This is a genomic window from Pseudomonas aylmerensis (genome assembly GCF_001702265.1).
Taxonomy (GTDB): Bacteria; Pseudomonadota; Gammaproteobacteria; order Pseudomonadales; family Pseudomonadaceae; genus Aquipseudomonas; species Aquipseudomonas aylmerensis.
The window spans coordinates 1-25,464 of record NZ_MAUE01000037.1 but is presented as its reverse complement, the minus strand read 5'-3'; the positions used below and the strand labels follow the sequence as shown (position 1 = coordinate 25,464).

28 protein-coding genes are annotated in these 25,464 nt (G+C 62.5%); 12 read left to right on the top strand and 16 right to left on the bottom strand.

The genetic code is table 11. From position 1 onward, the window contains the following. Positions 1–3 precede the first annotated feature (3 nt). From BBG20_RS23275 to BBG20_RS32980, 6 genes are all read right to left on the bottom strand, one after another. Complete coding sequence (locus BBG20_RS23275; RefSeq protein WP_065907590.1) at positions 4–1,035, bottom strand: ABC transporter ATP-binding protein; 1,032 nt, start codon at positions 1,033–1,035, stop codon at positions 4–6. Continuing rightward, a complete protein-coding gene (locus BBG20_RS23270) occupies positions 1,032–1,826 on the bottom strand; it encodes an ABC transporter permease (RefSeq protein WP_065907588.1) in 795 nt (264 codons plus the stop codon). Before BBG20_RS23270 ends, BBG20_RS23275 begins: the two co-directional genes overlap by 4 nt. Continuing rightward, positions 1,823–2,641: an ABC transporter permease gene (locus BBG20_RS23265; protein ID WP_065907586.1), complete on the bottom strand. Its 819-nt coding sequence runs from the start codon at positions 2,639–2,641 to the stop codon at positions 1,823–1,825. Before BBG20_RS23265 ends, BBG20_RS23270 begins: the two co-directional genes overlap by 4 nt. Beyond that, positions 2,642–3,646: an ABC transporter substrate-binding protein gene (locus BBG20_RS23260; protein WP_065907584.1), complete on the bottom strand. Its 1,005-nt coding sequence runs from the start codon at positions 3,644–3,646 to the stop codon at positions 2,642–2,644. Beyond that, entirely contained in the window at positions 3,630–4,649 is a 1,020-nt protein-coding gene (locus BBG20_RS23255; RefSeq protein ID WP_065907583.1) for a LacI family DNA-binding transcriptional regulator, read from the bottom strand. The genes BBG20_RS23260 and BBG20_RS23255 overlap by 17 nt, the downstream gene beginning before the upstream one ends. A gap of 121 nt (positions 4,650–4,770) precedes the next feature. Continuing rightward, positions 4,771–4,941, bottom strand: a complete 171-nt coding sequence (locus BBG20_RS32980) for a hypothetical protein (protein ID WP_158267387.1) — start codon at positions 4,939–4,941, stop codon at positions 4,771–4,773. 185 nt (positions 4,942–5,126) lie between these two features. Here BBG20_RS32980 and BBG20_RS23250 point away from each other — a divergent pair, with 185 nt between their 5' ends. Both BBG20_RS23250 and BBG20_RS23245 read left to right on the top strand, forming a co-directional pair. Continuing rightward, positions 5,127–6,224: a carboxynorspermidine decarboxylase gene (locus BBG20_RS23250; RefSeq protein WP_065907582.1), complete on the top strand. Its 1,098-nt coding sequence runs from the start codon at positions 5,127–5,129 to the stop codon at positions 6,222–6,224. A gap of 28 nt (positions 6,225–6,252) precedes the next feature. Further along, entirely contained in the window at positions 6,253–7,497 is a 1,245-nt protein-coding gene (locus tag BBG20_RS23245) for a saccharopine dehydrogenase family protein (protein ID WP_065907580.1), read from the top strand. 212 nt (positions 7,498–7,709) lie between these two features. Here the strand turns inward: BBG20_RS23245 and BBG20_RS23240 are convergent, their stop codons facing one another. After that, positions 7,710–8,489 carry an IclR family transcriptional regulator gene (locus tag BBG20_RS23240; RefSeq protein ID WP_065907576.1) on the bottom strand — a complete coding sequence of 260 codons (780 nt, stop codon included), beginning with the start codon at positions 8,487–8,489 and terminating at the stop codon, positions 7,710–7,712. A 215-nt stretch (positions 8,490–8,704) separates the two neighbouring features. On the opposite strand from BBG20_RS23240, the gene BBG20_RS23235 reads away from it, so the two are divergent. The 7 genes from BBG20_RS23235 to BBG20_RS23205 all read left to right on the top strand — a co-directional run bounded on the left by BBG20_RS23235 (position 8,705) and on the right by BBG20_RS23205 (position 14,466). Beyond that, positions 8,705–9,487, top strand: a complete 783-nt coding sequence (locus BBG20_RS23235; RefSeq protein ID WP_065907574.1) for an ABC transporter substrate-binding protein — start codon at positions 8,705–8,707, stop codon at positions 9,485–9,487. Continuing rightward, positions 9,484–10,152, top strand: coding sequence for an amino acid ABC transporter permease (locus BBG20_RS23230; protein ID WP_065907573.1), 669 nt, complete (start codon positions 9,484–9,486; stop codon positions 10,150–10,152). Before BBG20_RS23235 ends, BBG20_RS23230 begins: the two co-directional genes overlap by 4 nt. Next, on the top strand, positions 10,149–10,901 hold the full coding sequence (locus BBG20_RS23225) for an amino acid ABC transporter ATP-binding protein (RefSeq protein WP_065907571.1): 753 nt from the start codon (positions 10,149–10,151) through the stop codon (positions 10,899–10,901). Before BBG20_RS23230 ends, BBG20_RS23225 begins: the two co-directional genes overlap by 4 nt. Further along, positions 10,898–12,166 (top strand): NAD(P)/FAD-dependent oxidoreductase, encoded by a 1,269-nt coding sequence (locus tag BBG20_RS23220; RefSeq protein ID WP_065907570.1) that lies wholly within the window; start codon positions 10,898–10,900, stop codon positions 12,164–12,166. Before BBG20_RS23225 ends, BBG20_RS23220 begins: the two co-directional genes overlap by 4 nt. A 134-nt stretch (positions 12,167–12,300) precedes the next feature. Further along, positions 12,301–13,071: a methanethiol S-methyltransferase gene (gene mddA / locus BBG20_RS23215; protein ID WP_065907568.1), complete on the top strand. Its 771-nt coding sequence runs from the start codon at positions 12,301–12,303 to the stop codon at positions 13,069–13,071. Positions 13,072–13,555: 484 nt separating this feature from the next. Further along, entirely contained in the window at positions 13,556–13,891 is a 336-nt protein-coding gene (locus BBG20_RS23210; RefSeq protein ID WP_065907566.1) for a DUF6124 family protein, read from the top strand. Between the two features lie 71 nt (positions 13,892–13,962). Further along, positions 13,963–14,466, top strand: a complete 504-nt coding sequence (locus BBG20_RS23205; protein ID WP_065907564.1) for a signal peptidase II — start codon at positions 13,963–13,965, stop codon at positions 14,464–14,466. A gap of 5 nt (positions 14,467–14,471) precedes the next feature. Here the strand turns inward: BBG20_RS23205 and BBG20_RS23200 are convergent, their stop codons facing one another. The 3 genes from BBG20_RS23200 to BBG20_RS23190 form a co-directional block, all read right to left on the bottom strand. Then, positions 14,472–14,792 (bottom strand): hypothetical protein, encoded by a 321-nt coding sequence (locus BBG20_RS23200; protein ID WP_065907763.1) that lies wholly within the window; start codon positions 14,790–14,792, stop codon positions 14,472–14,474. A 76-nt stretch (positions 14,793–14,868) separates the two neighbouring features. Then, positions 14,869–15,777, bottom strand: coding sequence for a glutaminase B (gene glsB / locus BBG20_RS23195; protein WP_065907563.1), 909 nt, complete (start codon positions 15,775–15,777; stop codon positions 14,869–14,871). 55 nt (positions 15,778–15,832) lie between these two features. Continuing rightward, entirely contained in the window at positions 15,833–16,177 is a 345-nt protein-coding gene (locus BBG20_RS23190) for a hypothetical protein (RefSeq protein ID WP_065907561.1), read from the bottom strand. 90 nt (positions 16,178–16,267) lie between these two features. Here BBG20_RS23190 and BBG20_RS23185 point away from each other — a divergent pair, with 90 nt between their 5' ends. After that, positions 16,268–16,603: a hypothetical protein gene (locus BBG20_RS23185; protein WP_065907552.1), complete on the top strand. Its 336-nt coding sequence runs from the start codon at positions 16,268–16,270 to the stop codon at positions 16,601–16,603. Between the two features lie 903 nt (positions 16,604–17,506). Here the strand turns inward: BBG20_RS23185 and BBG20_RS23180 are convergent. After that, a complete protein-coding gene (locus BBG20_RS23180; RefSeq protein WP_065907546.1) occupies positions 17,507–17,917 on the bottom strand; it encodes a hypothetical protein in 411 nt (136 codons plus the stop codon). A 109-nt stretch (positions 17,918–18,026) separates the two neighbouring features. Between BBG20_RS23180 and BBG20_RS23175 the strand changes: the two genes are divergently transcribed. After that, positions 18,027–18,875: an AraC family transcriptional regulator gene (locus tag BBG20_RS23175; RefSeq protein WP_065907544.1), complete on the top strand. Its 849-nt coding sequence runs from the start codon at positions 18,027–18,029 to the stop codon at positions 18,873–18,875. Here BBG20_RS23175 and BBG20_RS23170 read toward each other — a convergent pair whose 3' ends face one another. From BBG20_RS23170 to BBG20_RS23150, 5 genes are all read right to left on the bottom strand, one after another. Continuing rightward, complete coding sequence (locus BBG20_RS23170) at positions 18,876–19,664, bottom strand: ABC transporter ATP-binding protein (RefSeq protein ID WP_065907542.1); 789 nt, start codon at positions 19,662–19,664, stop codon at positions 18,876–18,878. Further along, positions 19,658–20,647 carry an ABC transporter permease gene (locus BBG20_RS23165; RefSeq protein WP_065907539.1) on the bottom strand — a complete coding sequence of 330 codons (990 nt, stop codon included), beginning with the start codon at positions 20,645–20,647 and terminating at the stop codon, positions 19,658–19,660. Before BBG20_RS23165 ends, BBG20_RS23170 begins: the two co-directional genes overlap by 7 nt. Continuing rightward, complete coding sequence (locus BBG20_RS23160; RefSeq protein WP_065907537.1) at positions 20,634–21,692, bottom strand: ABC transporter substrate-binding protein; 1,059 nt, start codon at positions 21,690–21,692, stop codon at positions 20,634–20,636. Before BBG20_RS23160 ends, BBG20_RS23165 begins: the two co-directional genes overlap by 14 nt. Before the next feature lie 293 nt (positions 21,693–21,985). After that, positions 21,986–23,311: an LLM class flavin-dependent oxidoreductase gene (locus BBG20_RS23155; RefSeq protein WP_065904575.1), complete on the bottom strand. Its 1,326-nt coding sequence runs from the start codon at positions 23,309–23,311 to the stop codon at positions 21,986–21,988. Beyond that, complete coding sequence (locus BBG20_RS23150) at positions 23,308–24,246, bottom strand: aliphatic sulfonate ABC transporter substrate-binding protein (RefSeq protein ID WP_065904577.1); 939 nt, start codon at positions 24,244–24,246, stop codon at positions 23,308–23,310. Before BBG20_RS23150 ends, BBG20_RS23155 begins: the two co-directional genes overlap by 4 nt. Positions 24,247–24,492: 246 nt before the next feature. Between BBG20_RS23150 and BBG20_RS23145 the strand changes: the two genes are divergently transcribed. Next, positions 24,493–25,437: an aliphatic sulfonate ABC transporter substrate-binding protein gene (locus BBG20_RS23145; protein ID WP_065904578.1), complete on the top strand. Its 945-nt coding sequence runs from the start codon at positions 24,493–24,495 to the stop codon at positions 25,435–25,437. Positions 25,438–25,464 lie beyond the last annotated feature (27 nt).

Sequence of the window (25,464 nt, the reverse complement as noted above, 5' to 3'; positions counted from 1 at the left end):
TTCTCAGGCGTTCAAGGTGAACAACATGTGCGGTGTGATCGCCAGGGCAATCGGCGCGCCCACGGCGTAGAGCTGGTTGTCGCTGCTGTCGACCAGCAACGGTTGCGGACCGCCCACATCCACCAGCAGGCGGCTTTGCGCGCCCTGGAAAAACTGCGCCAGCAGATGGCCGTGCAGGTGCCCCTCGCCGTCCATCACGCGCAGGTGTTCAGGGCGGCAGTACACCGTGCCGGGCAGGTTGGCCGCCTGCCACGGCAATTCGCCGCCGCAGACTTTCAGGCCCAGGGGCGAGGCTTCGAGCACCGAGAACGCATTCAGGTTGCCGACGAATCCGGCGACGAACGCGTTGGCCGGTTTCTGGTAGATATCCCGCGGGCTGCCCAACTGCGCCACGCGGCCGTGTTCCATCACCAGGATGCGATCACCCAGCGCCATGGCTTCACCCTGGTCGTGGGTGACGAACACCGAGGTGATCCCCAGGCCCCGCAGCAGTTGATCCAACTCGCTGCGCAGGCGCTCACGCAATTGCGCATCAAGGGCCGCCAGCGGCTCATCAAGCAACAGCACTTTCGGGCGCGGTGCCAATGCACGGGCCAGGGCCACGCGCTGGCGCTGGCCGCCGGACAACTCGTGGATGCTGCGCTTGCCGTGGTGCTGCAAGCCCACCAGTTCCAGCAACTCGTCGCAGCGCTTGTTGCGTTCGGACGCCGACACGCCGCGAATCTTCAGGCCGTAGACGATGTTGCCGGCCACATCCAGGTTGGGGAACAGCGCGTAATTCTGGAAGACCATGCCCACGTCGCGACGCTCGATGGGCAGGCGGGTCACGTCCTGGTCGCCGAACAACACCTGGCCGACATCCGGACGTTCGAGGCCGGCGATCAGGCGCAACGTGGTGGTCTTGCCGCAACCGGACGGGCCGAGAATCGCCAGGGTTTCGCCGCCTTCGACGGTCAGGTTCAAGTCATGCACGGCCACGGTGCCGTCGGCGAACGCCTTGCGACAGCCTTGCAGGCGAATAGTGATAGCAGTCATCGACGCTCTCCACGGGACAAACGCGCGCTGATGGCCTGCAGCGCAATCAACAGCGGCACGATCATCAGCAAAAAGATAAGGGTGTAGGCGCTGGCGATTTCCAGGCGCGCCGAGGCGTAGCTGTCGGCCAGGCCCACCGGCAGGGTCTTGGTCATCGGTGTGTGGAGCATCCAGGTCAGGTTGAATTCACCCAGGGACAAGGTCACCACCATCAGCACACCGGCGAGGATTCCCGCGCGGCAGTTGGGCACCACCACGCTGAAAAAGCGCTCGATCGGCCCGGCGCCCAAGCTCGCCGCCGCCTCTTCCAACAGCGGCAAGTGCTGGCGCTGCATCACCGCCATCACCGGGCGCACCAGGAACGGCAAGGTGAACAGCACATGCCCGACCAGGATGAACAACCAGCTGCTGCGGAAGGTGCCGAACTGGCCGTAGGTCAGCAGCAAGGCCAGCGCACTGGCCAAACCCGGCATCGCCACCGGCAGCACCATCAACTCTTCGAAGGCACGGCTGAAGCGGTTGTTCATGCGCACCAGGGCATAGGCCGCCGGCACGCCGATCACGCAGACGCACACCGCGCACGCCAGCGCCAGTTGCAACGACAGCCACACCGTCGGCGAATAGGCTTGCCAGACCTGGATCAACCAGTCGAAGGTCAAGCCACTGGACAGCCCCACAAAGAAATTGCGCGTGAGCCCGGCGAGCAATGACATCAGCACCGGCACCAGCATGAAGGCGCACACCAGCAAGGTGAACAGCAGTTGAATCACAAACAGCGATGAGCGCTTCACAGGACCGTCCCCGCATTTTTCACCAGCCGGCGCGTGAGCAGCAAGACCGCCCAGGTCAGCGCACCCAGCACCACCGACAACGCGGCGGCGACGGCAAAGTTGGCGTAGTTGGTGAACACGTTGTAGATCGCCACCGGGGTCACGTTCAGGCGCGTGCCCAAGGTAAACGCGGTGCCGAAGGCGCCCATGGAGGTGGCGAAGCAGATCGCCCCGCACGAGGCCAAAGCCGGCGCCAGGCCGGGCGCGATCACGTCGCAGACCACGCGCCAGTGCCCTGCCCCCAGCGAATGCGCGGCTTCCTCCAGGCTGCGGTCGAGGCTTTCGCACGCGGCCATCACCGTGAGGATCACCCGTGGGATCGAGAAGTACAGGTAGCCGACAAACAGCCCGGCCAGCGAGTAGGCAAAGATCCAGCGCTCACCTGCCAGTTGCAGGCCGAGGGAGGCCAGCAGGCCCTGGCGCCCCCCCAACAGGATCACCAGGAACCCCACCACCACTCCTGGAAACGCCAAGGGAAAGGTCAACAGCGCGACCAGGGCCGAACGCCCGAAGAACTGCTGGCGCGCGAGGAACACCCCGCTGATGCCGCCGATCAACAGCGCGACCAATGTCACTACGACCGCCAGCACCAGCGTCTGCCCCAGGCTGCCCAGGTATTGCGCACTGCTGAGTACCTGCCAGTAACCGCTGCCGAGGCTGTCGCGGCTCTCGGCGCCGAGCAGCATCAGGTGGGCCAGCGGCAACAGCCAGAACGCGAGCAGTACCGCACAGGCCGGGGCCAGCGCCCAGGCCGCGTGTTTTGCCGATGCTGCCACTTACTTGACCTCGTTCAGGTAACGGGCGGCGAAGGCTTCCTGCACGGCGGCCATTTTTTCGTAGTCGACCACGCCGGCGCGGGCGTAGTCGCTGTCGGGCAGGAATTGCGCGGCGACGTCGGCAGGCATTTTCAGCGGGCGCACCGGGCGCAGATAAGCCTTGGCCCACAGTGCCTGGCCGGCGTCGGACAGCACGAAATCGAGGACTTTTTGCGCATTGGCGCGGTGCGGCGCGTTGGCCACCAGGCTCATCACGTAGGGCACGCTGATGCTGCCTTCCGTGGGGATCACGAAGGCCACGTTGGCGTTGTCTTTGTAGCGCGCGCGGTAGGCGTTGAAGTCGTAGTCCACCAGGATCGGCAACTCACCGGAGAGCAACCGCGCGTACGCAGTTTGCTTGGGCACGATGGGCGCGTTTTTCGCAAGCTTCTGGAAGTAGTCGATGGCCGGGGCGAAGTTGTCGAGGTCGCCGCCCAGGGCGCGGTTGATCGCTACCGCCGAGACGTAGCCGACAAACGCGCTGGACGGGTCCAGGTAACCGACCATGCCTTTGTATTCAGGCTTGAGCAGGTCGGCCCAGCTGTGCGGCACCGGCAAGCCACCGAGCGCGTCGACGTTGACCATGATGCCCAAGGTGCCGGAGTGGATCGCGAACCAGTGGCCGTCCGGGTCCTTGAGGCCGGCGGGAATCTGCTCCCAGCCCTTGGGTTTGTAGCCGTCGACCACGCCGGCCTTTTGCGCCTGCAGGCCGAAGGTCACGCCGTAATACACCACGTCCGCCACGGGGGCGGCCTTCTCGGCCACCAGTTGCGCCAGGGACTGGCCGGAGTTCTTGTTGTCCAGCGGCACCTGCACACCGGTGTCTGCAGCGATGGCCTTGAGTTGGGTGCCCCAGTCGGCCCAGTCCGGTGGGCAGTTGTAGCAAATTGCGGTGTCGGCGGCCTGGGCCAGGCCGGCCATACCGCAGAGCAGCACGGCTGCCAGGGTTTTACGCAATGCGCGCATCGAAGCTCTCCTCATGGGGTTGAGTGCTGTCGCCCGGCCGGATATGGCAAGGCAGGCAGTGGGATATCGGGTCGTTACCGGCGATCTGCGCCAGCAGTTGATCAATCACCGTGCTGGCGAGCAGTGCGATGGGCTGCACCACGCTGCACAGGGTCGGGTGCATCTGGGTGCCGAGGGCGATGCCGTCAAAGCCCACGACCGACAGTTGCTGCGGCACCTGCCAGGCATTGCGGCGCAGTTCGGCGATCAGGCTGATGGCCAGGAAATCGTTGGAACACACCAGCGCAGTCGGCGCCTGGGGCCCTTGCAGGCAGGCTTCGATAGCGGCGAATTCGGCCTGTGTGTGGGCCGGCATTTCGATCACCGGCCGGCTTGCAAGCCCGTATTCGCTCATCGCATCGCAGTAGCCCGCATAACGCAGCCGGGCCCGGTCCGACTGCAACGCGGGCCCGGCGACCATGCTGATGCGCCGGTGACCGGCTTCCAGCAAGTAGCGGGTAGCCAGGGCCATGCCCGCGCGGTTGTCGACCGACACAGCGCTGTAGTTGGGGTTGCCGGGTTGGTGGTAGGCGAGCACGAACGGGGTTTTTTCGCTGTTCAGGCTGCTGAGGACGGTGTTGCTTTCGGCGTCGGTCACCGTCAGCACCAGGCCGTCGACGCGCTGGCGCAGCAACTCTTCGACCACGCTGCTTTCGCGCTCGCTGTCGTAGTCCGTGGTGGCGAGCACCAGGCTGTAGCCGCGCAACCGCGCCGCACGCTCCATGGCCTGGAACTGCTCGGCGAACACCGGGTTGAGCAGGTTGGGCACCACCACGCCAATCAATTGGGTAGTTTGCAGCCGCAACTGGCGGCCGAGCAGATTGGGGCGAAAGCCCAGCTCGCGGGCGGCGGCAAACACTTGCTCGCGAGTGGTCGGGCGCACTTGGTCGGGGGAAGCAAAGGTGCGGGCGGCAGTGGCACGGGATACCCCGGCCAACCGCGCAACGTCTTTCAGGTCAGTCATCGTCACTCGCTTGAGATCGATCTCATTGGCGAGGACAGTAGCGAGGGAATATGGCAGTCACATGGTGGGCAGATGACAGTTTGATGTCACCGATAACCTGCAGGAGCCAGCTTGCCGGCTCCTACAGGGGGGTGTGGAGCAATCCTTTGTCGAGTGCGATCGCCAGGAGGTCCTGTGCAGGCAGGTATCGGGAAATGGCCTGACAGGCGATGTCGAATTCTCCCGTCACTGCCTGACGAAACTCGGCCAGGCAGCCCGAAGCCTCCAGCCAGTGCAATGTCCATGCGTCCATTCTCACCTCTCGTCGCCCCAGCCTGGCTCAATCACCATGACCGTTCATCATCCTCACGGGCTGTCATATTCGCAGGCCAGATTAAAGGCGGCGCAGCAAAATCCGCCCACTAACCTTTCGATCTGATCCAAGTGCGGGCACAATGCGTGTCCTTTTTTGGCAGGCACCGCCGCAGGCTCTCAAAAATGATCAAAACGCCGTACTACCTCATCGATAAACAGAAGCTTCTGGTCAACATGCAGAAGATCGCTTACGTGCGCGAACAGTCCGGCGCCAAGGCCCTGCTGGCGCTCAAGTGCTTTGCCACCTGGTCGGTGTTCGACCTGATGCAGCAATACATGGACGGCACCACCTCGTCGTCACTGTATGAGCTCAAGCTCGGTCGCCAGAAGTTCGAAGGCGAGGCGCACGCCTACAGCGTGGCCTGGGCCGACGATGAAATCGAAGAGATGCTGGATAACTGCGACAAGATCATCTTCAACTCGATCAGCCAGCTGCAGCGTTTTGCCGAACGCAGCAAAGGCAAGACCCGTGGCCTGCGCGTCAACCCGCAGGTGAGCAGCTCCGACTACCTGCTGGCCGACCCGGCGCGCCCGTTCAGCCGCCTGGGCGAATGGGACCCGGAGAAGATCGAAGGCGTGATCGAGCAGATCTCAGGCTTCATGTTCCACAACAACTGCGAGAACGGCGACTTCAGCCTGTTCGACAAAATGCTCGGCACCATCGAAGAACGCTTCGGCGCGCTGTTGCACAAGGTCAAGTGGGTCAGCCTCGGCGGCGGCATCCACTTCACCGGTGAAGGCTATGCGCTGGACGCATTCTGCGCGCGCCTGAAGGCGTTCTCCGAGAAGTACGGCGTGCAGGTCTACTTGGAACCCGGCGAAGCGGCGATCACCAACAGCGCCTCGCTGGAAGTGACCGTGCTCGACACCCTCTACAACGGCAAACACCTGGCCGTGGTCGACAGCTCCATCGAAGCGCACCTGCTGGACCTGCTGATCTACCGCCTCAACGCCAAGCTGGCACCGAGCGAGGGTGAACACACCTACATGGTGTGCGGCAAATCCTGCCTGGCCGGGGACATCTTCGGCGAGTACCAATTTGATCGTCCGCTGGCCATCGGCGATCGGCTGTCGTTCATCGACACCGCGGGCTACACCATGGTCAAGAAAAACTGGTTCAACGGCCTGAAAATGCCGTCCATCGTAGTGAAACAACTCGACGGTACAGTCGAAGTGGTTCGTGAATTTGGTTACGACGACTACCTGTCCAGCCTTTCGTAAGCTGGCGGATAAAGGAGAGATAAAGCAATTGAAAAAGAACGTTCTTATCATTGGTGCAGGAGGTGTCGCCAAGGTGGTGGCCCACAAGTGCGCGCAGCACAACGACGAACTCGGTCGTATTGCTATCGCGTCGCGCAACATCTCCAAATGCCAGGCCATCATCGACAGCGTCAAGGCCAAGGGTAGCCTCAAGGTACCCGCCGACATCCAGGCCTTCGCGCTGAACGCTTTGGACGTGGAAGCGACCAAGGCCCTGATCCGCGAGACACAATCGCAGATCGTCATCAACGTGGGTTCCGCGTTCCTCAACATGTCGGTCCTGCGTGCCTGCATCGACACGGGCGTCGCGTACCTCGACACCGCCATCCACGAAGAGCCGGGCAAGGTCTGCGAGACCCCGCCGTGGTACGGCAACTACGAATGGAACCACCTGGAAGAGTGCAAACAGAAGAACATCACCGCCATCCTTGGCGTGGGCTTCGACCCGGGTGTCGTCAACGCGTACGCCGCGCTGGCGCAGCAACAGCATTTCGACCGCATTGATTCGATCGACATTCTCGACGTCAATGCCGGCTCCCATGGCAAATACTTCGCCACCAATTTCGATCCGGAAATCAACTTCCGCGAATTCACCGGACAGGTGTGGAGCTGGCAGAACAGCCAGTGGACCAGCAACACCATGTTCGAAGTCAAGCGCACCGACGACCTGCCGGTAGTCGGCTCGCAGAACCTCTATCTCACCGGCCACGATGAAGTGCACTCGCTGTCGAAAAACCTCGACGTGCCCAACGTGCGGTTCTGGATGAGCTTCGGCGAACACTACATCAACGTGTTCACCGTGCTGAAAAACCTCGGCCTGCTCTCCGAAAAGCCGGTCACCACCGCCGAAGGCCTGGAAGTCGTGCCGTTGAAACTGGTCAAGGCCGTGCTGCCCGACCCGTCGTCGCTGGCGCCTGGCTACACCGGCAAGACCTGCATCGGCGACCTGGTCAAGGGCACCAGGAACGGCCAGCCGCACGAGGTGTTCATCTACAACGTGGCGGATCACGAAGAAGCCTTCGCCGAGACCGACAGCCAGGGCATCTCCTACACCGCAGGCGTGCCTCCGGTCGCTGCTGCGCTGCTGGTAGCCCGTGGTGAATGGGATGTGCAACGCATGGCCAACGTCGAGGAACTGCCGGCTGAGCCGTTCCTCAAGGCGCTGGACGTGATGGGCCTGCCGACTCGAATCAAAGACGAGCACGGTGATCGGGCTTGGGATGCGATTGCCTGATAGGCGATGGCTGACCGAACAAAAAAATGCGCCCCAAGGGGCGCATTTTTTGTTGGGGCTCACATAACTATCAAAGAAAAATGAAGATCAAAATGTGGGAGCGGGCTTGCTCGCGAATGCGGTGTGCCAGTCACTGCATCTGGCGACTGATACACCGCATTCGCGAGCAAGCCCGCTCCCACATTGAATTGGCCGTGTTCTTGAGAATGGGGCTATTCAAGATTGCGCGCCGAATTGCTCAACGCCCTGGAGCACTGCAACAACGCCGGCGCCAACTGCTTCTCCGCATCCGCCCGACTCCAGCGACTGGTCGGCGCCACCACATGCACCGCCGCCACTGGCCGGCCATTCGCGCCCAGCACCGGTGCGCCGATGGTCATGTCGCCGAGGAACAGCTCCTGGGCATTGACCGCATAGCCCTGCTCACGCACCTGCTGCAACGATTCCAGGATCCTGTCGACCTCGGTCAATGTCTGGCTGGTGTGCGCAATGCGCTGGCTGTGCTCGATCAGCGCCAACGCTTCATCCGTAGGCAACGCGCTCAAATACGCGCGCCCCGACGCCGTGCAGTACATCGGAACTCGCGAGCCGATCGGCATGTGCACCGGCACAAAGCCCGCGCTGACGAACCGCGCGATATAGGTCATGTCGTAGCCCGCAGGCTCGGTCAGGCAGGAGGTTTCGCCGGTCAGCCGCGTCAGTTCGGACAGGAACGGGTTGGCCACTTCGATCAGCGAATGCGCGTCCAGGTAACTGAAGCCCAACTCCAGCACGCGCGGGGTGAGTTGGTAATGCCGGGTGCGCGAGTGTTTCCGAAGGTAACCCAGGCTTTCGAGGGTAAACACCATGCGCTGGGCCGAGCTCTTGGTCATGCCGGCGGCCTCGGCCACCTCTGCAAGGCTCATGCTGCGGCGCTGGGCGCTGAATGCCTTGAGCACCGACAGGCCTTTTTCCAGGGATTGGTTGTGCAAACTGTTGCGTTCTTCGGACATGGCGGACTCGCGGTCAGGACGATCAGGCGTGGCGATATTTCTACCCTAAATCGCAAAAATAGACCACTAAATATCGCATATCGATACGCCAAGTTCATTTTGTCGCATTTAAGTTGTGATATTCGATTTACTCCAATCGAAATGGCACAGAGCTTGCGGTTTCATCGGCAGCCGCTTGCGCTACTGACTTTCCGTTTTCCTTTTGGAGTAACCCGATGAACAGTCTTTCGCCCGTGTTTCGCCGCCTCGCCTTCGCCGTGTGCGCCACGCTCTGCGTCAGCGCCGCGCACGCAGAAAGTGCGTCCACGTACAAAGTCGGTGCAACGGCCAGTGGTTCGCCGTTCACCTTCCTCGATATCAAGAGCAACAGCATCCAGGGGGTGATGGTCGACGTGGCTGAAGCCGTCGGCAAGGCCGGCGGCTTCACCAGCCAGATCGAACAGACCAACTTCGCCGCGCTGATCCCCTCCCTGACCTCCGGCAAGCTCGACTTCATCTCCGCCGGCATGCTCAAGACCGAAGAACGCACCAAGGTCGTCGATTTCAGCGCCCCGGTGTATGCCTACGGTGAAGGCTTGATCATCAACGCCGAGGACAACACCGCCTACCCCGACCTCACCCCGTTGAAGGACCAGGTGGTCGGCGTGCAGGCCGGCACGATCTTTTACGATCAACTGAACAAGCTCGGCATCTTCAAGGAAATCCGCACCTACGACTCGATTGGCGAGATGGTCCGCGACCTGTCCCTGGGCCGCATCAAGGCCGCCGTTGGCGACCAGCCGGTGGTGGCGTACCAGATCCGCCAGAAGCTGTTCAAAGGCGTGAAACTCGCCGCCGACTACCAACCGGTCAACGTCGGCGAGGTATGCCTGGTAGTGCGCAAGGGCGACGCGCAAACCCTCGAACGCCTGAACACTGCCATCGCCAGCATCAAGGCCGACGGCACCCTGGACAGCATCCTCAAGAAGTGGGGACTTGATACCCAGGTGCGCCCATGAACCTGGCTGAGTTCCTGCAGAACGCCCAGGATTTCCTGCCGATTCTGCTGCAGGGCGCCTGGGTGACGATCCAGATCACCGTGCTGTCGTTCCTGCTCAGCAGCGCCATCGGCCTGGTGCTGGCGTTGCTCAAGCTGTCGCCGATCCGCGCGCTGTCGTGGACGGCGAGCACCATCATCAACGTGATCCGCGGCCTGCCGATCATCGTGCAGCTGTTCTACATCTACTTCGTCCTGCCGGACATGGGCGTGCACCTCACGGCGTTCTACGCCGGGGTGATCGGCATGGGCATCGCCTATTCGGCGTACCAGGCCGAGAACTTTCGCACCGGCATCATTGCGGTCGAACAGGGCCAGCGCGAAGCCGCCGAAGCCCTGGGCATGCGCTCGGCGTTGATGATGCGCCGGGTGATCCTGCCGCAGGCGTTTCGCATTGCCTTGCCGCCCTACGGCAACACCCTGGTGATGATGCTCAAGGACTCGTCCCTGGTGTCGACCATCACCGTCGCCGAGATGACCCGCCAGGGCCAGCTGATCGCCTCGTCGACCTTCCAGAACATGACCGTCTACACCCTGGTCGCCCTGCTCTACCTGCTGATGAGCCTGCCGCTGGTGTATGGCCTGCGCCGTATGGAGCAGCACCTGGGCCGGAGGAAAAAAGCATGATCGAGATTCGTCAGCTGCAAAAACATTACGGCAGCCACCGCGTATTGCACGGCGTCGACCTCGACGTGGCCAAGGGCGAAGTGGTGTGCCTGATCGGCCCCTCGGGCTCGGGCAAATCCACCCTGCTGCGCTGCATCAATGCACTGGAAGCCTACGACGGCGGCACGATCAGCGTGTTCGGTGAAACCGTGCAGCGCGGCAGCAAGACCGTGCACGCCCTGCGCAGCCGCATGGGCATGGTGTTCCAGCGCTTCAACCTGTTCCCGCACCGCACGGTGCTGGAAAACGTGATGGAGGGCCCGGTGTACGTCAAGGGCGAGTCGCCTGGGCAAGCGCGCGAGGAAGCCCTGGTGCTGCTGGAAAAAGTCGGCCTGAGTGCCAAGGCCGACGCCTACCCGGAACAACTCTCCGGCGGTCAGCAGCAGCGCGTGGCTATCGCCCGCGCCCTGGCGATGAAGCCCGAAGCCATGCTGTTCGACGAACCCACCTCGGCCCTCGACCCGGAACTGGTCGGCGATGTGCTGGCGGTGATGCGCACCCTGGCCGATGAAGGCATGACCATGATCGTGGTCACCCACGAGATGGGCTTTGCCCGCGAAGTGGCCGACCGCGTGTGCTTCCTGCATGGCGGCTACATCGTCGAGAGCGGCCCGGCCGAGCAGGTGCTGGGCGACCCGCAGCACGCGCGCACCCAGGACTTTCTGCGACGCGTGCTGCACCCCACCGGCACTGCAAGGAGCCTGTCATGAAGTCGTTGTGGTCGGCGACGGCGCCGTCCGTGCTGCCAACGCCCGCGCTGGCGGAGTCGCTGAAGGTCGACGTGGCGATTGTCGGGGCGGGCTATACCGGCCTGTCGACGGCGCTGCATTTGGCCGAGCGCGGGGTCAGTGTGTGCGTGCTGGAGGCTAACGATCCGGGCTGGGGCGCCTCGGGGCGTAACGGTGGACAGGTCAACCCGACACTCAAATACGACCCGGAGCAACTGGTGCAGATGTTCGGACCGGAGCGCGCCGAGCCACTGATCTCGACGGTGTCGAATTCGGCGGACCTGGTGTTCAGGTTGATCGACAAGCACGGCATTGATTGCGCGCCGGTGCGCAAGGGCTGGATGCAGGTGTCGTACACACAAAAGGGCGTGGCCGGGCTGCATGCACGAGCCGAGCAATGGGCGCGACGCGGCGTGCCGGTGCAGCGCCTGGATGCAGCAGCGGTGGCCGCGCGCATGGGCAGCGAGGCGTTCGCTGGCGGCTGGCTGGACGGCCGTGCCGGGGCGATTCAGCCGCTGGCGTATGCCCGTGGGCTGGTCGGCGCGGCGCTGGCGGCGGGTGTGCACATTCATGGGCACAGCGCGGTAACAGGGTTGCAGCGCCAGGGCGGCGGATGGCAACTGCAGACGGCTGGCGGGGCTCAGGTCACGGCTGATCAAGTGGTGCTGGCCACCAACGGCTACAGCGGCAACCTGTGGCCCGGGATGGCGCAGAGCATTCTGGCGGCGAACAGTTTTATCGTCGCCACCAAGCCGCTGAGTGGGCGCGCGGCAGAGTGCATCCTGCCGGGACAGGAAACCGTGTCCACCGCGCAACGGCTGCTGCTGTACTTTCGCAAAGACAGTCATGGACGCTTATTGATGGGCGGGCGCGGGCTGTTCAACGATCCCACATCGCCGGCCGACTTTGCCCACCTTGAGCGCTCCCTGGCGCTGCTGTTTCCGCAATTGGGCCCGCTGGAATTCGAGTACCGCTGGGCCGGGCGCATCGCAATCACCCGCGACTTCATGCCCCACGTGCACCAACCCGCGCCGGGGCTCACGCTGGCGTTGGGCTGCAATGGTCGCGGCATCGCATTGTGTACCAGCCTGGGGCAGCAATTGGCCGCACGCTTGTGCGACAGCCACGCGGAGTTCGCCTACCCGGTGACACCGTTGCAACGCTTGCCGATGCACGGGTTGCAGCGGTTCTACATTGGCGCGGGGGTGGCGTGGTACAGCCTGCTGGACCGGCTCAATATCAGCTGAATCCTATTCCCAGGCACACTGCAGACTGTCAATTCTCACAGGTTGCCGCGCGTGCAAAACTCGCTAGGCTTAGTCCAGATGCATTGGCTGGCCTGCGGGGATTGCGGGCGATCAACTGAGTGAGAAGGACATCCATGAACCTCGAACATCCTCCACACACCGCCCGAATGCTCGGGCTGGTGTACAGCGCCTGCTGCTACCTCGTATTCCTGTGCACCTGCGTGTACCTGATCGGCTTTGTCGGCGAGATGGGGGTGCCCAAGCACATCAACGACGGCCCACCCGGTGAGTGGCCGACAGCCGTGTTGATCGATGCCGCGCTGATCATGCTGTTCGGCGCCCAGCACACGGTCATGGCGCGCCGAGGTTTCAAGCAATGGCTGGCAGGGTTCATCCCGGCGCCGGTTGAACGCTCCACGTACGTGCTGCTCAGCAGCCTGGTGCTGGGGTTGATGTTCTGGCTGTGGCAGCCCATTACGGCGAGTGTCTGGGAGGTTGAAGCCGCCTGGGCCGATGCCCTGTTGATGGGCTTGTTCTGGCTGGGCTGGGGCATCGCGTTGCTGGCAACGTTTTTGATCAACCACTTTGAGCTGTTCGGGCTCAAGCAGGCCATCGACCGTTGGCGCAAGCCCACGTCACAGCCGCCGGTGTTTACGACGCCACTGTTTTACAAGCTCGTGCGTCACCCCCTGTACCTGGGATTCCTGATTGCCTTCTGGGCAACGCCACACATGACCGCCGGGCATCTGTTGTTTGCGGTCGGAATGACGGTTTACATCTTCATCGGCGCACGCTTTGAAGAAAAGGACCTGGTGACGCTGTTCGGTGAGCGGTACCGACGCTACCAGCAAGAGGTCGCCATGATTATCCCCGGGTCAAAGCCCCCGAAAAAACCCAAAAACTAGCCCTCTCCCTTTTTTTGTGGTGAGCGGGCTTGCCCCGCGTTGGAGTGCGCAGCACTCCCGCTGTTTCCAGCCCAACCCCAATCAACAAGCCCCCGCCGTGATCAGCTCACAGGCACCCACGGACTGCCACGCCGCACCGAGATTGACTGAATCAACCCGCCGATAAACGGTGCCCCGCGCATGCGGCTCTCGGATTTTTCCGACAAGGCTTTCAGGTTGTGGCTCGCCAGGGTGCTGGCTAACCTCTCGTCGTCGCTGCCAATTCAGCGGCCGGATTTGACCGTCCGCCCTCCCAAATGCATCTGTGCCACATCGAATCAGGCGTTTTGTGTACGCCTGTTGTATCGTGTCGCGGCAGCTGTACGCGGGATACCTTCGGGTATGCCGGGCTACTTTGGGACCGGTCGGTCAACCCGCGTATAGCTGCCATCCTCTCTCGTTTGACCGCGAATCGTGGCAGCTCCATTCCCGGAGAGATTCCACCATGATTAAAGACAGCCCCAACCCCCCAAGCCATCCCGATTTCGACACCAGCACCCTGCACGAAGTGGCCTACCGCGCCATCGATCACTACCTCAACCCAAAACCCGCCACGCCTGAATCCAGCGACGGACTCTTCACCGTGCGCGCCGACCTGGGCACCGAAACCCTGCTGGTCAACGCCTCCCAGGACCTGGCCTGCATCAGCGACATCGCCGCTCACCTGGCGTTCGAGATCGACGGTACTCAACGCAATGTCGCGCTGGGCATCTGTCGCATGCTCGAAGGGGTACAACTGCTGGTGGACAAGGCACTGAGCGTGGCCCATCCGGCGGCGTGACAATGGACGCGATACAGCGCCTGAGCTATCTTCGGGCGCTCTATCGAAAGCCTGAAACAGGAAGTTACCGCTTGAGCACGTCGCCCCTACTGCGAGGCCGCACCTTCGCCCTCCTCGCCGGCCTCGCCTTTATTGCCGTGGACCAACTCGTCAAACTGCTGGCCCTGGTTTCACTGCACGCCCACAGCTTCAAAATCGGCGCCAACCCGATCAACCTGGCACTCGAATTGAGCCTGAATCCCGGCGCGTTCCTCAGCCTGGGCGCCGCGTTGCCGCCGCAGGTCAAACAGCTGATTTTCATCGTCGGCGTGGCTGTCGTAGTGGCTTGGGCACTGTGGTGGTCCCTTTCCAACTGGAACCAGCCCCTGCGCAAAGTCCTGCCGCTGTACGCCATCGCCCTCGGCGGCATTGCCAACCTGATCGACCGCGTCTTTCGCGACGGGCACGTGGTTGATTACATGGTGCTGAACGTCGGGCCGACCCATACCGGCGTGTTCAATATTGCCGATATCGCAATCACCGTGGGCGCGCTGTATTTGATGATGGATTTGTTCGTGAAGCCGCGCAAAGCCTAGGCCTGTCAGTACGCCTCCCCCTCGTCGCCCCTGATAGTCGCGGCAAGCGATTGAGCAATAGCCTTGGCTTTCACGATCGCTTCATCGCTGTACACAAAGGCAATCTCACCACGCCGATAGTCAAAATAGTAAGCCTGCTGCGTGGTGGGAGAGGTCCAGTAGGCGGTTTGATTTCCGCCCATGGAAATCACCGCACCGGTAGTGGGATTAATGCCGGTCACCTCGTCCTGCAGCTCCAGGGTTGGATCGCTGGCACACAACGCGCGCCACTCTTCAGGCGCAATTGCATGGCTGTCGGCACGGGCGATGTGAAGTTCGTAAGCCATGAAGATACCTATCTGGACACTGCAGAAATGCTCGTTCCCACGCAGCGCAGGAACGGCCTGGAACACCTTTATAACCTCAAAACACCGACCAACCAATCCGCTCGCTCAACAACTCCAACGCCTTCATCCCCGCCAGCGAGTTCCCCGCCGCGTTCAACTCCGGCGACCATACGCACACCGTGAACTGCCCCGGCACCACCGCGACGATCCCGCCGCCGACGCCGCTCTTGCCCGGCAAGCCGACGCGATAGGCAAAGTTGCCCGCCTCGTCGTACAGCCCGCTGGTGGCCATGATCGAGTTGACTTGCTTGGTCTGGCGCGCGGTGAGGATCTGTTCGCCGCTGTGGGCACTCACGCCTTCGTTGGCCAGGAAGCTGAAGGCCTTGGCCAAGTCCAGGCAGCTCATCTGCAGCGCGCAGTAGTTGAAGTAACTGTGCAGCACCGCGTCGACGTCGTTATGGAAGTTGCCGAAGGATTTCATCAGGTAAGCCATGGCCGCATTGCGCGCGCCGTGCTGGGCTTCGGAGTCGGCGACGACGCTGTTCACCAGGATCTGCGGGTTGCCCGACAGGCGCCGCACGAAATCGCGCATCGACAGGATCGGCACGGCGAAGCGCGACTGGTTGATGTCACAGATCACCAGCGCGCCGGCGTTGATGAAGGGATTGCGCGGGCGGCCGCGTTCGAATTCCAGCTGCACCATGGAGTTGAACGGCTGCCCCGACGGCTCGTGGCCCAGGCGCTCCCAGATAGTTTCGCCGCCGTGGTCGATGGCCTGTACCAGGCTGAATACCTTGGAAATGCTCTGCACCGAGAACAGCGTATCGGCATCGCCTGCGCAGTACGCCGAACCGTCGTTGCCGTACACCGCAATGCCGAGCTGGTTGGCGGGTACATCGGCCAAGGCGGGGATATAGTCGGCGACTTTGCCCTGGCCGATCAGTGGGCGCACTTCGTCGAGGATCGACGAAAGCATCACCTGCATGTCTTGTCCTGTCATCTGTCTTTGAATCAATGGGAAGCGGGCCGCGGAGGATACTTCAATGCGCGCGGAAGCCCCAGACTATCTCGACCATGCGTTCGGCAATCACCAGGTAAACCAGGATCATCAGCAGTTGCAGCACGAGGTGGTAGCGCAGCTTGGAAAGCCTGCGAATGCCGTCGCTCACGTTCAGCACCAACAACAGCGACGACAGGATGATCAGCCCCCAACCGGCCACGCTGGAGGCGAACACGCCGATAAACAAGTCACGCTGCCCGAGCACTGTATTAGTCCCCGCCGCAAACAGCAGTGCGCACACCAGCAGGTTCTTCACATTGTCGAAGATTTGCGTGCTCAGGTCGTTTTCCAGCAGTGCCACATAGCGTTTCCATAACGTGTGCATGGGTCAGTACCGGGAGGGATCGCTCGTCATTCAAAGTAGTCCAATTGCCCGTACACTGCACCGTTGCGCTTACTCCACGAGGACTTTTGCATGAAATTGATGATCGGCCTGGCCGCCCTGCTGTTGCTATCGGCGTGCTCTGCAACACCGCCCGCCCAGGACTCCACCGCGTCTGCCTGCCTGGCCGGCGGCGGCACCATGAAGCAAGTTGGCAAGCTGCAGAGCTGGAAGTGCGTTACACCGTACAAGGACGCCGGCAAGGCCTGCACCGACTCCAGCCAGTGTGAAGGCGAGTGCCAGACCAGCGTGACGACCCAATCCGGCAACGGCCCGGTAACCGGCGCATGCCAGGTGGACAACGGACATTTCGGCTGCTCGGCAACCGTAGAAAAAGGCCAGTTGGGCCGCGCGATCTGCGTGGACTAAGGCCGCCATCGCCCCCCTGTGGGAGTGGGCTTGCTCGCGAAGGCAGTGTGTCAGTTGATGCATGAGGTGCCTGACACACCGCCATCGCAGGCAAGCCAGCTCCCACTTTTTGATCTCCATGCATCCAGGTGCCTAGGCGCTACCCCAATCCCCACCTTTGATCTCCATGCACCTGGATGCCCAGGCCCGCCCCCAATCCAATGTGGGAGCGGGCTTGCTCGCGAAGGCGGTGTGTCAGTTGATCTATCAGGTGCTTGACACACCGCTTTCGCAGGCAAGCCAGCTCCCACTTTTTGATCTCCATACACCCAGGTGCCTAGGCTCCAGCCCAATCCCCACCTTTGATCTCCATACACCCGGATGCCCAGGCCCCACCCCAATCCAATGTGGGAGCGGGCTTGCCCGCGAAGGCAGTGTGTCAGTTGATGCATCCGGTGCCTGACACACCGCTTTCGCAGGCAAGCCAGCTCCCACTTTTTGATCTCCATGCATCCAGGTGCCTAGGCGCTACCCCAATCCTCACCTTTGATCTCTATGCACCCGGATGCCCATGCCCCACTCCAATCCAATGTGGGAGCGGGCTTGCCCGCGAAGGCAGTGTGTCAGTTGATGCATCAGGTGCCTGACACACCGCCTTCGCAGGCAAGCCCGCTCCCACTTTTTGATCTCCATGCATCCAGGTGTCTAGGCTCCAGCCCAATCCCCACATTTGATCTCCATGCACCCGGATGCCTAAGCCCCACCTCAATCCAATGTGGGAGCGGGCTTGCCCGCTCCCACTTTTTGATCTCCATACACCCAGGTGCCTAGCCGCCACCTCAATCCCCACCTTTGATCTCCATGCACCTGGATGCCTAAGCCCGACCCCAATCCAATGTGGGAGCGGGCTTGTATTGGCACAGCTCAGAAATGCGCCACATCCGACACCTGCTCATCCAGCACATCGCGCGCGAGTGCCCAGGCCTGGTCCTTGGATTCGACCACCAGCAGCGGGTAGCCCCAGGCCTTGCCGAACATGACCGCAAACGGTTTGAGAGCCAGGCGTTGCGCGGCGCTGGGCTCGACCTGGATCATGCCTTTGACGAACGTGCGCAGCGCCTGTTTGTTCTTTTTCATCCAGATCGACGCCTGCTTGCGCTCTTCGTGGGAGTGCTCGTGATTGTTTTCATCGGCGGATTTTTCGTGCAGCAGCATGAAGGCTTGCTCCCTCGCCAACAGGCGTTCAAAGGCCAGGAACGCATCCTCCGGCCCGCCTTCGTTGGGGGCGTCAAACACGATTTTCACCACGGGGAACGTTGTACTGTCGAGTCGCATGGCCAAGCTCCTTAATGAGAGTGACTCTCACTATAATGAGCCCGGCACTGGACGGCATTGCACAGAATAGCCAGACTGTTTCGCAATTCAGCCAAACTGCGAACGCGCCATGAGACACCACCGCCTGGACTTGCACGACCCACTGATGGCCAAAGATGCCGACGTGTTCCCGCGTGCCGTGGTCGCGGTAGGTGCCACCAGCGCCTCGGACACCTGGGAACACGCGCAACACGCGCACCGCAAAGGCCAGTTGATGTACACCCTGCGCGGGGTGATCCATTGCGAAATCGAAGCGGGAATCTGGATCGTGCCGCCGCAATGCGCACTGTGGATTCCCGGCGGCACCTGCCATGCGGCGCGCGGCTCGGGTGAGGCGGAAGTCTATTGCCTGCTGATCGACCCCGATGCCGCCTGCGCCCTGCCCCCGCAGTGCTGCACCCTGGCAGTGTCCGGCCTGTTGCATGAGTTGATCAGCAAGGCGGTGAGTTTCCCGCAGCTGTATGACGAGGCCGGCGCCCAGGGCCGCTTGATCAACACGCTGCTGGACGAGCTGGCCGCTGCCCCCATCGAAGCGCTGCACCTGCCGATGCCCCGGGACCCGAGGCTGCGGCGCCTGGCCGACAGCCTGCTGGCCGAGCCCGCCGACAAGGCCACGCTTGGCCAATGGGCGGTGCGCATCGGCATGAGCGAGCGCAGCATGACGCGCCTGCTGCTCGAGGAATTGGGCTTGAGTTTCGGCCGTTGGCGACGGCAGTTGCATGTGATCCTGTCGTTGCAGCGCCTGGCCAAAGGTCAGAGCGTGCAAGCCGTGGCCCTGGACCTGGGCTATGAGAATGCCAGCGGCTTTATCACCATGTTCCGCAAGGCGGTGGGCCAGCCGCCGGCGCGCTACCTGGCCGAGCGCGCCGGTGTGTTGAGCGCGACCAGCCAGACCATTGCGCTGAAAGATGCGCGCTGACTACCAGCTTTCTCCGAGCCCCAGCAGGCCAAGAATCTGCCGCCGCAAATCGACCAGATAGGGGTCGTCGCGGTGCCGTGGATACGGCCTGTCGATGTGCAGTTGCGCCTGGATTTTCGCCGGGCGGTCGCTGAACACAATCACCCGATTGGCCAGCAGCAGCGCCTCTTCCACATCGTGGGTCACCAGCAATGCCGTGTAGCCCTGGCGTTGCCACAGGTCGATGAGTTCCTTTTGCATGGTGATGCGCGTCAGCGAATCGAGCTTGCCCAGGGGCTCATCGAGGATCAGCAAGCGCGGCTGGTTGACCAGCGCACGCGCCAGCGCGACACGTTGCGCCATGCCGCCGGATAATTGCCGAGGGTAGGCACGGGCAAACTGGCTGAGACCGACTTTTTCCAGCGCCTCGTCGACCTTGCCTGCATGGGTCTTGAGCAGGCCCTGGGCTTCCAGGCCAATGGCGACGTTGTCCCACACGCGGCGCCACGGGTACAGGGTCGGGTCCTGGAACACCACCACGCGGCTCGGGTCGGGGCCGAGGATGGCCTCGCCGTCGGCCAGCAGCTTGCCGGCATCCGCAGGTTCGAGGCCGGCCACCAGGCGCAGCAAGGTGGATTTGCCACAGCCCGAAGGCCCGAGCAACGCCACGAACTCGCCCGGTGCAACATCCAGGGAGACCCGCTCCAATACCGGCAGGTGCTGACCGTCCAGGGCAAAGCCATGGCTGAGGTTTTCAATACGCAGTGCCAACCCCGTGGAAGCGGCGACTGCAGTTGCCAGGGCTACCATTTCATCGTTCCTTTTTGCCAGGCCAACAACCGATCGCGCACCAGGAACAACCCGGTGATCAACCCCGAACAGGCCAACGCCATGATCAACAGTGCAGCGTACATATTCGCGTAGGCGGCCCAGCCCTGGGCCCACTGCAGGTACCAGCCGATTCCGGATTTCACGCCCATCATCTCCGCCACGACCAGGGTGGAAAACGACGCGCCAAGGCCCATGAACAGGCCGACGAAAACGTGGGGCAACGCGGCGGGAATCGCCACCTTGAAAATCAGAAAGCCCTGCTTCGCGCCCAAGGTGCGCGCCACGTCGTAATAAGCTTTATCGACGCTGGCGACGCCGGACCAGGTCAGCACCGTGACCGGAAACCAGGTGGCCAGCGCGATCAGGAACACGCTGGCGCTCCAGCTGCTGGGAAACAGGAAAAAGCACAGCGGCAACAACGCCGTCGACGGCACCGGACCGAGGATGCGCAACACCGGGTGCAGCCAGTAACCGATCCGCGTGGACCAGCCGATGGCCACACCGGCGACAAAGCCGGTGGCGGCGCCCAGCGCCACGCCGGAGCCCAGCAACACTGCCGAATGCAGCAGGCTGTCGGCCAGCCGCGCGTAGTCTTCGAGGTACACCGCGAGCAAGGCCTGCGGTGGGGCAAAGAACGGCACCGGCAACAGCGCCAGTTTGGCGGTGAGCAATTCCCAGAGACCCAGCAGCGCCGGCAAGGCGATCAGCCAAGGCGCTGCCGTGTGCAGGCGCAGCCCGAGCCTGGTCAATTTGCGCCCGAGCAGGCTCAGCAGGATAAACACGACCGCTACGCCGACGCACAGATTCGCCAGGCCCTGGGTCATCGGCCAATTGCGCGTCGCGTTGGGCCAATAGCTGATCAACAGCGCGACGGCCACCCAGGCCGCCACCACGGCGGCGCCCTGCCAGCCGACCTTGAGGGCCACCGGCGGATTGAGGGTTGTGGCGTCAGCTGAAGACATCGGCGGTGATCTCCTTGGCGAATTCCACCGGGTCGGTGCCCTTGCTGATCACTTCGACGGTTTTCAGGTCAGTGACGTAGGTGGTGATCTCCTGGGTCAACGCCGCGCCGACCGCATGGTGGCCGTGGGTGTGGTCGTGGAGGATCGCCTGCACTTCTTCGGTGGAGGTGTTCAGCGCATAGGCCTGGAAGCCCTTGGCGACGGCCTCCGGGTGCTGCACGGAATAATCATGGGCTTCGAGAATCGCCTGGGTCAGCGCCGCCACTACGCGTTTGTCTTCACGCACCAGCTTGCCGGTGACACCGACCACGCAGCAGCTGAGGTTGGCGTATTCCTCCACCAGGTTGGTGGACAGCTCGCGTGCCACGCCAGACTTGATCAGGCGGTACATGAACGGGTCACTGCCGCTCACCGCCTGCACTTCGCCACGCTCCAGCGCAGTGCCCAGCAGGTCGGCCGGGTACAGGCGCCATTCGACATCGCGCACCGGATCGACGCCGTGCTTTTTCAGCAGGATCGAAAAGAAATTGCGGTCCGGGCTGGCCATGTCGGTCACGCCGATGGCCTTGCCCTTGAGGTCTTCGAGCTTGCTCACGCCGCCGTTCACGGCACTGAGCAATCGCAGGCAACCGCCATGGGTGCCGGCAGTGAGCTTCACATCAAAGCCCTGCTCCAGCGCCTTGAGCCACCGCAGCGCCATGCCCACGCCCGCATCCGCCTTGCCGGTGGCGATGGCTTCGAGCAGCACTTCGGTGGAGTTGCCGAAGTTGACCAGTTCCACGTCGAGATTGTGCTGGGTGAAAAACCCCTGGCCGTGGGCGATCACCACAGGGGCGAGGCACACGGCGTTGAGGTTGACGGCCAGTTTCAGCTTGCGCGGCGCGTCCAGGCGGATGAAGTCTCCGGTGCCGGCGGGCTCCTGGGGCGCGTTGTGGCCGGCGTGTTCATCGGCGGCAAAGCCCAGGCCGGGCAGCGACAGGCCAGCCAGGGTCAGGCCGGCCATGCCGAGCAGGCGGCGACGGGTCAAGTGATCGAAAGTGGCCATGCTCAATATCCCTTTTAAATTGATGTTCTTGGTTATGCGGTAAGCGGGCTTTTCTGTGGTGAGTGGGCTCGTCTGTGGTGAGTGGGCTTGCCTGTGGTGAGTGGGCTTGCCTGTGGAGAGCCCGCTTGGATGTGGTGAGCGGGCTTACCTGTGGTGAGCGGGCTTACCTGTGGTGAGCGGGCTTGTCACAAAAAAGCGGGCTTGCCACAAAAAAACCGTTCACCACAAAAAAACCGTTCACCACAAAAAAGCTCGGTCCCCACAAAAAAGCGCGTGTGTCGCGCAAGTTGCGGTCAGGCTTGCAGGTCAGCCAGTCCCAAGTGCTCGCGCAGCGTGGAGCCCTCATACGCTTTGCGGAACACGCCTTTGCGCTGCAAGTGCGGAATCACACTCTCGACAAACTCAGTAAACGACCCCGGCAAATAACCCGGCGAAATTACAAACCCGTCGCAACCGCCCTGCTCGAACAGTTCGGCCAGTTGGTCGGCGATCTGCGCGCCGGTGCCTACCAGTTGCGGCACGCGCACGCTGCTGGCGAAGATCCGGCCGAGTTGTTCCAGGGTGGTCTGCGGGCCTTGCATCAGCAGCTTTTCCGCAGCAGCCGGATGGATCAGCGGTGACTGCGCGATTTCCGCCAGCGTGGCGCTCAACGGGAAGGGCGACAGGTCCACATTCAACTGCGAAGCCAGCGTCACCAGGCCCAGCTCGGGACGCGCCAGGGCGTTGTGCCGGTCGCGCTTGGCGCGGGCTTCGGCTTCGCTGCCGCCAATGAACGGCATCACCGCTGTCAGCACCTTGCAACTGTCGGCCTCGCGGCCTTGCTGCACGACCTGCGCGCGTACGTCATCGCGAAACGCGCGCATGGCTGCCAGGTGCGGGTGAATGGTGAAAATCGCTTCGGCCCAGCGCGCGCCGAACCGACGGCCACGTCCGGAGGAGCCGGCCTGGATCAGCACCGGCCGCCCCTGGGGCGTGCGCGGAATATTCAGCGGGCCCTCGACCTTGAACCACTCGCCCTGATGCTGCACCGACTGGATCAACGCCGGGTCGGCGAGCACGCCGCTGGCACGATCGAGCTTCAATGCGTCCTTGCCCCAGCTGTTCCAGAGCTTCAGCGCGACTTCGACAAACTCATCGGCGCGGTCATAGCGCAGGTCGTGTTCCAGGTGCTTGTCCTTGCCAAACAGGCGCCCTTCGCTGTCGTTCATCGAGGTGACGATATTCCAGGCAGCACGGCCCTTGGACAGGTGGTCGAGGGTGGCAAACTCGCGGGCGATGTGTGCCGGTTCGTAATAGGTGGTGGACCGCGTCGCGCCCAGGCCCAACTTGCGGGTCTGGCCGATCAGGTAGGAGAGGATCGGCAGCGGGTCCAGGCGCGTGGCGTCCTGGGCGCCGTAGCGCAAGGCCAACTCGCGGGAGCCGCCCATCTGGTCACCCACCGCCAGGCGATCAGCGAAGAACAGAAAGTCGAACAGCCCCTCCTCCACCACCTTGGCCACTCGCGCGTAGTACTCGGGATCGAGGTAATTGCCGACAGTTTCCGGATGGCGCCACACCGCATGGCTGTGCACCACGGGCCCGCTCAGCAGGAAGGCTGACAAGTGGATCTGGCGGCTCATGGCTTCGGCGTCCACACGGTGATATCAGAGACTTTCAGCGGCTTGGGAATCAGCTTGGCGGCGTAGTAGTAATCGGCGATGCGTTGCTGTTCGGCGAGGTTGTCCACCTTGACCGGGATGATGTCGTAGCTGCGTCGGCTGTTGGCGCGCTCCACCGTCGCCGGGGCGATGTTGCCCCACAGCGGACCGAGAATTTCAGCGGCCTCCTTGGGATGGGCTTTGACCCATTGGCCGGTCTCGCGCAGGGTGTCGAACGTCACCTGCAACACGTCCGGATGCGCCTTGGCGAACCGGGTCGTGGCCAGGTAGAAGCGGTTGTAATTGGCCAGGCCGTCGCTGCCGTCGGCAATCACGCGCGCGTGGTGGTCGAGTTGCTGGGTCGCGTAGAACGGGTCCCAGATCACCCAGGCGTCCACGCTGCCATTGGCGAACGCCGCGCCGCCGTCGGGGGCTTCGAGGTAACGCGGGGTGATATCGGCAAGGGTCAGCCCGGCTTTTTTCAGCGCACTGATCAGCAGGAAATTGCTGCCCGAGCCTTTGGACACGGCGACGGTCTTGCCCTTGAGGTCGGCAACGCTGTGGATCGGCGATTTATCCTGCACGATGATCGCCTGCGCGCCGGGCGACGCGTTTTCCTGCGCGTAGTAAGTCAGCGGCGCATCGGCGGCCTGGGTGAACAAGGCGAAGGCGTCGGCCACATCGGCATGCAGGTCGACGCTGCCGGCGTTCAACGAGCTGAGCAGGCCGGTGCTGAATTCATGCCAGTTGACCGTGAACCCCAGCGGCTTGAGGCGCTGTTCAAGCTGGCCATTTTGCTTGAGCAGGATCCACAGGGTGGATGAGCGCTGGTAGCTGATATCCAGGGTCTGCTCGGCATGGGCCGCCGCTGCGGCAAACAGCAGGCTGGCGGCGAGAATGAGTTTCTTGAACGTCATGAAAAGGCCTTGGCATAGAAGAAGTGAAAGAAGCTGCATATGCCAAAACGCGGCATAAGGCCTGGCAAACAAGCGAACTTGATTATATTAATGACCGGCGATTATGAAAGAACTCTATAATTCTATGGTTATGCCGAATTCGCAGGACTGTGCGAAAAGCGCCCTAAGCTAAGATCGAAAGAGTATTTATCGAATAGTTTTTAGAACTTTATGCTTGGCGATATTTCGCTGAAGATCGAGCTCGCCATGTCCATTCGCCGTCCCCTCGCCGTCGTTTTAGGGTTGCTGGCCTTTTCCGTTGCCATCAGCGCCGAAGCCCAGGAAACCCTGCGCATCGGCTACCAGAAATCCTCGACCCTGATCACCCTGCTGAAAACCCAGGGCACCCTGGAACAAGCCCTCAAGGCTGACAACATTGATGTGAGCTGGCACGAGTTCCCCAGCGGCCTGCCGCTGCTCGAAGCGCTGAACGTGGGCAACGTCGACATCAGCGCCGATGTGGCGGATACCGTGCCGATCTTCGCCCAGGCGGCCCAGGCCAAACTCACCTACTTCGCCCAGGAAGCGCCCTCGCCTTCGGCCCAGGCCATCGTGGTGCGCAAGGATTCGCCGATCCAGCAACTGGCGGATTTGAAAGGCAAGAAAATCGCGGTGACCAAGGCGGCCGGCACCCACTATTTGCTGATCGCGGCGCTGGCCAAGGCGGGGCTGGCTTTCTCGGATATCGAGCCTGCGTACCTGTCACCGGCCGATGGTCGCGCGGCGTTCGAGAACAACAAGGTGGATGCATGGGTCACCTGGGAACCCTTCCTGACCAGCGTGCAGCGTCAATTGCCGACACGCACCTTGGCCGACGGCGCCGGGCTGGCCAGTTACAAGCGTTACTACCTGACCGGGACGCCGTACGCCAAGGCGCATCCCGAGGTGTTGAAAGTGGTGTACGCGCAGCTGGAGAAAACCGGCGAGTGGGTGAAGAAAAACCCGCAGGACGCGGCGAAAATCCTCGGCCCGTTGTGGGGCAACCTGGATGTGGCCACTGTAGAAGCGGCCAATGCGCACCGCAGTTATCAGGTGCAACCGGTGACGCTCGATCAGTTGGGTGAGCAGCAGAAGATTGCCGACGCGTTCTTCAAGGCCGGCTTGCTGCCCAAGGCGGTAGACGCCAAGGATGTGCAGACCTGGAAGCCCTGAGGCCGGGCACGGTCTAACTGTGGGAGC